Here is a 10,713-nt window from a genome sequence, read left to right on the forward strand (position 1 = left end):
CCGCGCCGCAGTGGCCACCTCGGTGCACTACCGACGCCCGGACGTCCACGGCTGGGACCTCGCTCGCGCGAGCGGCAGCACGCCCCACTGGGACGACGACCTGCTGCGCGACACCTACGACGACACCGCCGATCGGGGCCGTGAGATGGGTATCTACCGGCCCCGAGGTACTTGTCGCGGCCACCGCCCCGCTGATCGACCGCATCCTCGGCCTCACCGGACGCGACCCCGCCTGGCCCTGGGCTTTCCTGTTACCGCCGGCGGCATCGTCAACTGCTCTCCACCGATTCCCTGGTTTCGTTCGGACTCGCGGCAGGCTTCCTCGGCACCGCCACCGCGACGACCGGGCGTCCGGGGAACCAGCGATACATCGCGGCCGCTCCGCCGAGCCCCGCCACCGCGAGCGCTCCCGCCGCCGCGCCCAGCACCGTCACCGCGCTGATGGCGCCGACCGCGATCGGGCCCGCGAACATCCCGATGTCGTGGGTGAGCCGCCAGGCACCGAGGAACTCCGCGCGCTGACCGGGCGGCGCCACATCGGCGCCGACGGTCATGATCACGCCGTTGCTCAACCCGTTGGCGAAGCCGAGCAGCACGGCGACAGCGGTCAGCCCGACCACCGACCCCGCGAACGGCAGCGCGGCATATCCCGCCGCGAAGGCGATCATCGCGGGAACGCCGATCGCCTTGCGGCCGTATCGATCCAGCCAGATTCCGGCCGGATACGACATCAGCACGTCCACCGCGCCCGCGATACCGAACACGATGCTGGTGGTCGCCGCGTCGGCGCCGATGTGCACCGCCCACAACGGCAGCAGCGATTGCCGGGCCGCCCGTGCCGCTCCCATCAGCAGGGCGCCGAGTCCGAGCGTGCTGAGCAGCCTGCGATGTTCGACCACCACGGAGCGAATCGTGTTGTCGCTCACCACTGTCGGCGAACCTTCGGTCTCGGGCATGGCGAACACCAGCGCACCCGCGACGAGCATGGCGACGAGCTGGATCCACAGCCCGCCGACCGGGCCGAGCCAGTGCACTGCGCCCGCGCCGAGGAAGGGCCCGGCGAAGAACCCGAACCGCATCCACCCGGCCAGCGCCGAAAAGGCCCGTCCCCGATCGGCACTCGGCACCACGGCCACGATGTAGGTCTGTCTGGCCAGCCCCCACACCGCCCCCGAGGCGCCGTTGATCAGCAGCCCGAGGGCGAACACGGCGATGTTCGGCGCGAGGATGGCCACGAGCAGGCCCAGCGCGCAGGTGAAGGAACCGAGCGCGATCGCCTTGCGCTCCCCCGTGCGCGCCACCAGCCAGCCCGCGGGCAGATCGCCGAGAATGAGCCCGAAGCCCATCATGGCGACGACCACGCCCGCGGTGCCGACCGACGCGCCGAGTTCGAGTGCGTGCAGCGGCAGCATGGGAGCCGCGGCGCCCGAACCGATTCCGTAGATGGCGGACGGAACGAACACCGCCAGCGCCATGGATCGCAGCTGAGTCACGGCGCCACCACCGACCGGCGGGCGCCGGGCCGGCTATTACAGCCCGCCGTCATCCGGCTAGTGCGGCACTGCGGGCGAACTTGCTTTCCGGGCGCGCGAGCCCGAAGTGGTCGCGCAACGTGGTCCCGGTGTATTCGGTGCGGAACAGCCCGCGCTCCTGCAGGATCGGCACCACCGTTTCGGCGAATACCTCGAGCCCACCGGGGTAGTACGGCGGCATCACGTTGAAGCCGTCCGCCGCGCCCTGGGTGAACCACTCTTCGATGGTGTCGGCCACTTGCTCGGGCGTTCCCGCGAACACCCGGTGCCCGCGCGCGCCGGCCAGCCGGTGCAGCAGCCCACGCAAAGTCGGTCGTTCCCGCTCGACGATCCCCGCCACCACCTGCAATCTGCTGCGCGCGTTGTCGGTGACATCGCCCGCCCCCGCGAACACTTCCACGGGCACCAGCTCGTCGAGCTCGAGGGTCCGCAGCGAGGTGCCGGTGATCGATTCCAGCTGCTTGAGCCCGTATTCGGGCACCGTCAGCTCGTTGAACTCACGTTCCAAACGCAGCGCGGCGGCCTCGGTGTCGGCGATGAACGGGCTGATGCCCGGCAGGATCTTCACCTCGTCGGCGGTGCGCCCGAACTCGGTGGCCTTGGACTTGATGTCGGCGTAGAAGGATTGCGCATCCGAAAGCCGTTGATGCGCGGTGAAGATCGCCTCCGCGTACTTGCCGGCGAAAGCGCGCCCCTCGTTCGAAGCGCCCGCCTGCACCAGCACCGGACGGCCCTGCGGTGTCCGCGCGGAGTTGAACGGTCCACGCACACTGAGATGTTCGCCGACAAAATCGATCGGATGGATCTTGTCCGGATCGGCGTACACACCGGCGGCGCGGTCGAGCACGATCGCGTCGTCCTCCCAGCTGTCCCACAGCCCGACCACCGCGTCGACGAATTCCCGTGCGCGGGCATAGCGTTCGGCGTGGTCCGGGTGGCGTTCGAGCCCGAAGTTGGCCGCGGCCAGATCGGTGCCGGTGGTGACGATGTTCCAGCCCGCGCGTCCACCGGAGATGTGGTCGAGCGAGGAGAACAGCCGCGCCAGGTTGTAGGGCTCGTAGTAGGTGGTCGACGCGGTGGCGATCAGACCGAGATGTGTTGTCGCCGCGGCGATCGCGGTGAGCAGCGTGATCGGCTCCAAGCCGGGCGCGGCATTGTGACGAACATCGGTGCGCAGGGCGGGACCGTCGGCGAAGAACACCGCATCGAGCTTCGCCGCCTCCGCGGTGCGCCCGATCTCCTGGTAGTAGGAGACGTCGTAGATGCGGTCGGGCCTGCTGTCGGGATGCCGCCAGGCGGCCTCATGATGCCCGGACGGGTAGATGAACGCGTTCAGACTCAGTTGACGCGGTGCACTCATGAGGCCTGTTTCACTTTCTCTGAATCTGTTGTGTCGACGCCGAGCCCGGTCAGCAGCACCTCGCGCAGCCGGACGAACTCCGGGTGCGCGTGTCTGCGCGGGCGCGGGGTCTCGATGCGTTGGTCGATCGTGATCCGGCCCTCGTCGAGGACCAGCACCCGATCGGCGAGCAGCACGGCCTCGTCCACATCGTGGGTCACCAGCAGCACGGCGGGCCGGTGCCGCTCGCACAGCGCCTGCAACAGGGCGTGCATCCGAATCCGGGTCAGCGCGTCGAGCGCGCCGAACGGTTCGTCGGCCAGGAGCAGTTCAGGCTCGCGCACCAGCGACCTGGCCAACGCCACCCGCTGCTGTTCACCGCCGGAAAGCTCACGTGGCCAAGCCTTTTCCCGCCCAGCCAACCCCACCTCGGCCAGTGCGGAGCGCCCGCGTTGCTGCGCGTCGCGGCCGGTCAGCCCGAGCACCACATTGTCGAGTACCCGCGCCCATGGCAGCAGCCGCGAATCCTGGAACACCACCGCGCGCTGCGTCGGCACCGTCAGGTCGCCGGATCCGGGCACGTCGGAATCGAGTTCGGCCAGTGCCCGCAGCAGCGTGCTCTTGCCGGAACCACTGCGCCCGAGCAGCGCGACGAACTCGCCACGCCGGATCTCGATGTCGATGCCGTTCAAGACGATTCGCTCGCCGAAGCCGCGGGTCAGGGCGCGGGTGCGTACGACGACCCGCTCGTCGGAGCTCAGTCGCCCAGTGTCTGTCGCCATGCCAGCACCTTTCGTTCCGTTGCCCGCACGGCGAGATCACCGAACAGTCCGAGCAGCCCGTAGATCACCAGACCGACGACGATCACGTCGATCTGGCCGTAGGTGCGCGCCTGGGTCATCAGGTAGCCGATGCCGCTGGTCGCGTTGACCTGTTCGACCACCACCAGCGCCAACCAGGAAATGGTCACCGCCAGCCGCAGTCCGAGGAAGAAGCCCGGCAACGAGCCCGGCAACGCGATGCGACGCAGGAAGCCCCACCGCGACAGCCCGACCGTCTCGGCCAGTTCCACATAGCGCGCGTCGACACTGCGCAGGTAGGCGTGGGTATTGATGTAGATCGGAATGAGCACGCTGGTGGTGATCACGATCAGCTTCATCTGCTCGCCGATCCCGAACCAGACGATGAACAGCGGGATCAGTGCCAGCGTCGGGATCGCCCGCTTGATCTGCACGGGACCGTCGACCACCGCCTCACCGATCCGGCTCAGCCCCGCGACCAGCGCGAGTACCACGCCGATCGCCACACCGAGAACAAGGCCGATCACGGCGCGCTGCAGCGAGGTCAGCAGATTGGACTGCAATCGTCCGTCGGCGATCAGCTCGCCCGCGGTCTGCGCGACGGTCCACGGCGCGGGCAGGGTCTCCGGGTCGATGGCCCCGATCGCGGAGCCGATAACCCAGGTACCGATGAGCAGAACCGGACCGAGGGCGAAGCCGAACGGGATCGGCTTGCCGGGTCCCAGTCTGCGCCGGCCTCGCCGGCGTGGGGCGAGTGCCTCGACCGGGGCCGTGCTGGTCCTGAGCTTGCGCAGCGCCCCGGCATCGATGGTGGCCATCAGCTCACCGCCGGTGCGAACGCGGCTCCGCTGGCAGTGACCGCCTCGGTGACCGCGGCGTCGAAGCGCAGGTCGAAACCGTCGACGGCCTTGATCTTCTTGGGCAGCTCGCCCACGGCGTCGATCGCGTCGACGGTGGTCTGCTGCCGAGCGATCAACTGCTGGTCCAAGTGCGGGAAGGTGTAGGTGCCCAGCGATTCGACGATCCGCTTGGCATCGTCGGCGCTGACCTTCTGGCTTCCGACGTAGTAGCGGGTGGCCCATTCCTCGCGGTGGGCGTTGGTCCACTGCCAGGCCCGCACGAACGCGCCGACCAGAGCACGGGTCGCGGCGGCCTTCGCCGGATCCTGGACCACCGCCCGGCGCGCGTACAGGTAGGCGAGGCCGCTGTAGATGCCCGTGGTCTCCGAGTCCGGGATCAGCGAGGCGCCCTCGGTGCGGAGGAACCGGGTCACGTTGGGTTCGATCAGCGGCGCGACGTCGACCTGAGCGGTGCGGACCGCGTCAGGGAACTCGGCCAGCTGCAGCCGGACCAGCTCCACATCGGTGGGCTTCAGACCCGCCTTGGTAAGCGCCTTCAGCACCGCCGCCTGCTGGGCGGTGCCCTCGGCGTAGGCGATCTTCTTGCCCTTCAGATCCGCGAGCTTGCTGATCGAACGGCCCGGCGCGACAGCGAGTTTCAGCGCCTGAGGGTTGGTCTGATAGGAGCCGATGATCGGGACGTCCTGGCCGGCGGCCAGTGCGTGGATCGGCGGCACATCGCCGACCTGACCGACGTCGGCCGCGCCTGCCCGGAACGCCTCGAGAATGGCCGGGCCGCCGACGAAGTTCGCGAACTCGATCTTGAACGGCAGCTTGTCCAGCTCACCGGACAGCCGCAGCGCCGATTGCAGACGTTCCGACTGATCGGCGACGACGAGCGTGGTCCCCGGTGGAACCTCGGTGGGCAGTGGCGCGTCGGGGGTGCCGACCGGTGTGTTGTTGCCTTGCGCGCAGCCGGTCAGGCCGAGCGTCGCAACGGTTGCCATCGCGAGGAGTGCGGCGGTGGCGCGGCCACGCAGGCCGGGTCGAGAGGTGTTCGGTCGGTACATAGACGAATTCAAGCAACCACGATCGCCCCCGAACACCATTAGCGTTTCTATGATTTGAAGGGCACGACTCCGCGTGGGTCTGCGGTCAGTCGCGCGATTCCCGCTCGGCCAGCGCGGTCAGTTTCGCCAACGACTGGTGCCAGGTCCTCTCGTTGTCGGCGGAGCTCAGCCCCGGCGGAACCCCCTCGTGCACCGTGTCGAGGTAGGTGCCGCCGTCGGCGTCGGTCAGGGTGAACGTCACGGTTTGCGCACCGGTCATGTCCGGGATCTCGGTGACGAATTCCAGCACCTCGATGATCTGCTCATCCGGTACCAGCGTGCGGAACGTCCCGAAACAGGCGTCGCGGTGCGGCGGCCGCGTCTCACCCGTGGCCGTCGGCTCGTCATAGGTGAGGGTGATCGAGAACGATCCGCCCTCTTTCGGCTCGAACCGATGCACTTCGGCCGTTATCCCGGGCGGGGGCATCCAGGCCGCGACCGCGTCGGCGTCCAACATCAGGCGGTAGACGGTCGAGCGCGGCGCATTGATCTGCGTGCCGATCCTTGTGGTCGCCATTCCTTCACGATAGTCGCGAGACCGGCGCCGATCGATCACCTGCCGGAGCTACGCGCCAGTGTCTGGAGTGGGTCGGTCAGCACGTCGGCGAACGCCAGTTCCGCGGCCCCGATCAGCGGCGCGTCGTCGGCCAGCGCGGAGGTCCGCAGACGAACACGTTCGCGCACGGCCAGTAGTCCGTTCTCCGCCAACCGGCTGCGGACCTGCGCGGCCGAGGCGAGGTAGATCTCGCGCAGGACACCACCGAACACGACCATCGTCGGGTTGAAGATATTGACGAGATTGGCCACCCCGTAGCCGAGCCAGTCCCCGACCTGGTGCAATGCGTCGCGGGCGACCGCGTCACCGCGAGCCGCCGCGTCGACGATCGCCTCGACCGCTGCCCGGCCGGTGAGGTCGGCCCGCCCCGCCAGCGCGATCAACGCCAGCTCCCCCGATTCGGCCTCCAGGCAGCCACGTGAACCACACCGGCACGTCCGCCCGCCGGGGTTGACGATCATGTGCCCGACCTCGCCGCCGTAGCCGCCCTCACCACCGAGCAACTCACCACCCATGATGACGCCACCACCGATGCCGACCTCACCGTGCAGGTAGATCAGTTCCGACACCCCCGCACCGACACCCCGCTCACGCTCGGCGAGCGCTCCCAGATTCGCGTTGTTGCCGACCACGACCCGAACACCGAGCCGCTCGGACAGTTTCGCGCCCACCGGCACATCCACCCAGCCGATGTTCGGCCCGTACCGCACCACACCGTCGCCCTGCCGAACCATCCCGCAGAACGCGAGACCCACACCCACGCAGACACTGTCGCGTCCTGCGGTGTCGATCATCGTCTCGGCCAGCACCGCCAGGGATTCGATCACTTCGTCGGGATCGAAAGCCGCACTCTCACGCGGCGTTTCACGCCGGTCGAGAATCACACCGCCCAGACCGACCCGCGCTACCGCGAGCCGGTCCGCGCCGACGTCCAGCGCGAGCACGAATACCCGCTCCGACTCCGGCCGCACCACCAGCGACGGCCGACCGGCCTTCCCGGTCTGGCGTGGCAGTTGCTCACTCACCAGCCCGGCAGCGGCCAGATCGGTGGTCAGCGCCAGAATTGTGCTGCGGTTCAGGCCCATTCGCTCGGCCAGCTCCGCCCGCGAGACCGGCCCGCTCAGATGGACGTGGCGCAACAGCACGGCGAGGTTACGTGTTCGGATCTCGTCCGGGGCGGGTGCAGCCCTCATCCGGCCCAGCCTTCCCGGTCGATGGTCAACTTCCTGGCAGCGAACGCTTGCGCGACAGCGCGTCCACCCCCGCCGCGAGCAGCAGGACAAATCCTGTCACAACGAATTTCGTGCCCGCGCTGTAGCCCATCAGGCCCATCCCGTTGTTGATCACCGCGACCACCGCGGCACCGAGTACCGCATCGAGCATCCGGCCACGACCACCGAACAGACTGGTCCCACCGATCACCGCCGCACCGACGGCGGTGAGCAGAACATCGGAACCGCCGGTGTTCGGATCGACCGAGTTGGCCCGCGAGGCCGCGATCAATCCGCCGACGGCGGCCATCGTCGAGCACAGCACGAAGGCGCTGATCTTGATCCGGTCGACCGGAATGCCCGCGCGCCGAGCCGCTTCCACGCTGCCGCCGACCGCGTAGACATGCCTGCCGAACGAGGTGCGATTGAGCACGAAGGTCCACAGCAGCAACAACGCGATGATGATCGGCACCACGATCGGCATGCCCTGCAGCGAGTTGACCTCCGGATTGCGACTGCGCTCGTCGTTGAGCACCAGCACCGCTATCCCCGCGACCACCGCGACCGTGGCGATCCGCAACGCGACCACCGGTGCCGTCTCGCCGGTCAGCCCCAGCGTGGTGCGCGCTCGCAACTTTCGGTACTGCACCAACGAGAACCCACCCACCAGCACCAGGTACATGACCCAGCCCAGCAGCGGCGGCACATTCTTGTTGGCGATCGCCAGGATCGTCTCGTCGTGGATGGAGATGTTGCGGCCGTTGTCCATGATCTTCAGTGCCACGCCCTGCAGCGCCAGGAACGCGGCCAGCGTCACGACGAACGACGGCACCCCGATCTTCACCACGATCGCACCGATGGTCAGCCCGATCACCACACCGGTGAGCAACGAGACGAGCACCGCCGCGTACCAGGGCCAGCCCTTGTCGGTGAGCAGGACCGCGAGCACCGCGGCACACACACCGCTGGTGAAGCCGGCCGACAGATCGATCTCCCCGAGCAGCAGCACGAAGATCAAACCCATGGCTATCACCGCGATGGCGGCGCCCTGGGTGAGCAGGTTCGCGATATTGCCCTGGGTCATGAACACCGGCCGCGCGATCCAGAACACGACCGACAGCACCACCAGCGCGATAACCGAGGGCAAGGCGCCCATGTTGCCGCCACGAATCCGCGCGACATAGCCGCTGACCAATTCGGTCACCGGTGCGGCGGGCTCGGCGGCCTTGTCCGTGACAACCGCGCTCATGCCTGCACTCCGATTCCGAGACTCCCGCTGCGGCCGGAGGTGATCAGTTCGACGACCTGCGAATGCGTCACGTCGGCGGTCCGTACCTGTGCGGCCATCCGGCCCAGGTACAGCGCCGCGATCCGATCCGACACCGCGAAGACGTCGTTCATGTTGTGCGAGATCAGCACCACCGCAAGACCTTTGTCGGCCAGGCGGCGTACCAGTTCGAGAACCTGCTGAGTCTGGGCGACGCCGAGCGCCGCGGTCGGCTCGTCCAGAATCACCACCTTGCTGTTCCACAGCACGGCCTTGGCGATGGCGACGGTCTGGCGTTGTCCGCCGGACAGGCTGGCCACCTTCTGACGCACGGACTTCACCGTGCGCACCGACAGCCCGGCCAGGGTCGCACCCGCGAGCTCCTCCATGCCGTATTCGTCGAGCACGAGGCCGTGCTTCTTCTCCCGGCCGAGGAACATGTTCTGCACGATGTCGAGGTTGTCGCAGAGCGCGAGATCCTGGTAGACGATCTCGATCCCCAGTTCGGCCGCGTCTCGCGGATTGCCGATCTGCACCGGCTCACCGTCGAACAGCACTTCGCCCGCATCGATCGCATGGGTGCCGCCGATGCATTTGACCAGGGTCGACTTTCCTGCGCCGTTATCGCCGACGAGGGCCGTCACCTCACCGCGGTAGGCGGAGAAGTCGATATCGTGCAGGACATGGACCGGGCCGAAACTCTTCTCTAATCCGCGCAATTCGATGAGCGGGGTGTCGGTCATCAGCGGACGCCGTTGTCCGCGCAGAGCTTGGTGAACTCACCGGTGCACAGCTCGGCCTTGTCGACGAAGCCGTCCGCCACGACGTCGTTCACGTTGTTCTTGAAGATCGCCTTCGGCTCGAGCAGCACCGCGGGCACCTTCGACTTCGCCTCGGGATCGTCGACAGTGCTCGGCGCCTCGCCCTTCTCCCCGTTGGCCAGCGCGATCGCCAGCTTCGCGCCGGCGGCGGCCTCGAGCTTGATCGCCTTGTACACGGTCATGCACTGATCACCGGCCAGGACGTTCTGCAGACCCTGGACCGTGGCGTCCTGACCTGTCACCGGGATCTGCCCGTTCAGCTTCTGCTTCTTCAGCACCGCGATGGCCGCGTTGGCCAGCCCGTCGTTGGCCGCGACGGTGCCGCCGAGGTTCGGCGTGCCGGTGAGCATCTGTTCGAAGATGGTGCCCGCCTTGGTGTTGTCCCATTCCGGAACAGCCTGATCGGGGCCCTTCACATATTCGCCCGCGTCGAACTTCGGCTTCAGCGCGCCGTCGTAACCGCTCTTGAACAGGGCGGCGTTGTTGTCGGTCGGGCCGCCGTTGAGGTAGGCGACCACCGGCTTGGCCGCCTGTTTGTCGGCCAAGCACTTCGCGAGGCCGTCGCCCATGAGCTGTCCGACCTTCACGTTGTCGAACGACACGTAATACGGCGCACCGCCGCCGAGAGTCAGCCGGTCGTAGTCGATCACGGTGACGCCCTGCGCTTTTGCCTTCTGAATGACGGCCTTGCCGGTGCCGCTGTCGAGGTTGGTGATCATCAGCACCGAGGCGCCATTGGTGATCATCTGATCGGCGATCGTCTGGAAGGCGTTCTTGTCGCCCTGGGCATTCTGGATGTCGGCCTTGATCCCCGCGGCGTCGAACGCCTGCTGGAGGTACTTGCGATCCGCCGTCTCCCACCGCGCCGAGGTCTTGCTGTCGGGCAGGATGACGCCGATCTTGGCGCCGCCACTTCCCGAGGAGTTCGAAGTGTCGTCGCCGCAGGCGGTGAGCGAAGTGAGAAGTGCGATCGAGACGGCCGCGATGCCGAAGATCCCCTGACGCATGAGCGTGGGCCTTTCGTGGAACCACCGCCTGTGGGCGGTTGAGCTGGAGCGAATGTTGTTCTCGACAACATACTCCAGGGTGACCTGGCCCACACAGGAATCGGACATAGTGGTCCCCGAGGGTTTCCGGGAACGCAAAAAAGGCCCTCCAACCGAAGTTGGAGGGCCTTTCGCAAAGATGTTCCGGCAGTGTCCTACTCTCCCACACCCTGTCGAGTGCAGTACCATCGGC

Annotated in this window: 10 protein-coding genes; all 10 read right to left on the reverse strand. The window is 67.6% G+C overall.

Annotated features, from left to right (window positions below; all coding sequences use genetic code 11):
- Window positions 1-269: 269 nt before the first annotated feature.
- The 10 genes from ACFQ9R_RS31200 to ACFQ9R_RS31245 all read right to left on the reverse strand — a co-directional run bounded on the left by ACFQ9R_RS31200 (window position 270) and on the right by ACFQ9R_RS31245 (window position 10,481).
- Window positions 270-1,493, reverse strand: a complete 1,224-nt coding sequence (locus tag ACFQ9R_RS31200) for an MFS transporter (RefSeq protein WP_378995779.1) — start codon at window positions 1,491-1,493, stop codon at window positions 270-272.
- Between the two features lie 49 nt (window positions 1,494-1,542).
- On the reverse strand, window positions 1,543-2,892 hold the full coding sequence (locus tag ACFQ9R_RS31205; protein ID WP_378995781.1) for an LLM class flavin-dependent oxidoreductase: 1,350 nt from the start codon (window positions 2,890-2,892) through the stop codon (window positions 1,543-1,545).
- Window positions 2,889-3,653 (reverse strand): ABC transporter ATP-binding protein, encoded by a 765-nt coding sequence (locus ACFQ9R_RS31210; RefSeq protein ID WP_378995784.1) that lies wholly within the window; start codon window positions 3,651-3,653, stop codon window positions 2,889-2,891. The genes ACFQ9R_RS31205 and ACFQ9R_RS31210 overlap by 4 nt, the downstream gene beginning before the upstream one ends.
- Window positions 3,629-4,489, reverse strand: coding sequence for an ABC transporter permease (locus ACFQ9R_RS31215; protein WP_378995786.1), 861 nt, complete (start codon window positions 4,487-4,489; stop codon window positions 3,629-3,631). Before ACFQ9R_RS31215 ends, ACFQ9R_RS31210 begins: the two co-directional genes overlap by 25 nt.
- Window positions 4,489-5,580 carry an ABC transporter substrate-binding protein gene (locus tag ACFQ9R_RS31220; RefSeq protein WP_378995788.1) on the reverse strand — a complete coding sequence of 364 codons (1,092 nt, stop codon included), beginning with the start codon at window positions 5,578-5,580 and terminating at the stop codon, window positions 4,489-4,491. Before ACFQ9R_RS31220 ends, ACFQ9R_RS31215 begins: the two co-directional genes overlap by 1 nt.
- A gap of 85 nt (window positions 5,581-5,665) precedes the next feature.
- Window positions 5,666-6,136, reverse strand: a complete 471-nt coding sequence (locus ACFQ9R_RS31225) for an SRPBCC domain-containing protein (RefSeq protein ID WP_378995790.1) — start codon at window positions 6,134-6,136, stop codon at window positions 5,666-5,668.
- Between the two features lie 35 nt (window positions 6,137-6,171).
- Entirely contained in the window at window positions 6,172-7,368 is a 1,197-nt protein-coding gene (locus ACFQ9R_RS31230; RefSeq protein ID WP_378995792.1) for an ROK family protein, read from the reverse strand.
- A 25-nt stretch (window positions 7,369-7,393) separates the two neighbouring features.
- Window positions 7,394-8,635 carry a sugar ABC transporter permease gene (locus ACFQ9R_RS31235; protein ID WP_378995794.1) on the reverse strand — a complete coding sequence of 414 codons (1,242 nt, stop codon included), beginning with the start codon at window positions 8,633-8,635 and terminating at the stop codon, window positions 7,394-7,396.
- Window positions 8,632-9,396, reverse strand: coding sequence for an ATP-binding cassette domain-containing protein (locus ACFQ9R_RS31240; RefSeq protein WP_378995796.1), 765 nt, complete (start codon window positions 9,394-9,396; stop codon window positions 8,632-8,634). The genes ACFQ9R_RS31235 and ACFQ9R_RS31240 overlap by 4 nt, the downstream gene beginning before the upstream one ends.
- Entirely contained in the window at window positions 9,396-10,481 is a 1,086-nt protein-coding gene (locus ACFQ9R_RS31245) for a sugar ABC transporter substrate-binding protein (protein WP_378995798.1), read from the reverse strand. The genes ACFQ9R_RS31240 and ACFQ9R_RS31245 overlap by 1 nt, the downstream gene beginning before the upstream one ends.
- Window positions 10,482-10,713 lie beyond the last annotated feature (232 nt).

Source organism: Nocardia sp. NPDC056541 (assembly GCF_042794235.1).
GTDB lineage: Bacteria > Actinomycetota > Actinomycetes > Mycobacteriales > Mycobacteriaceae > Nocardia.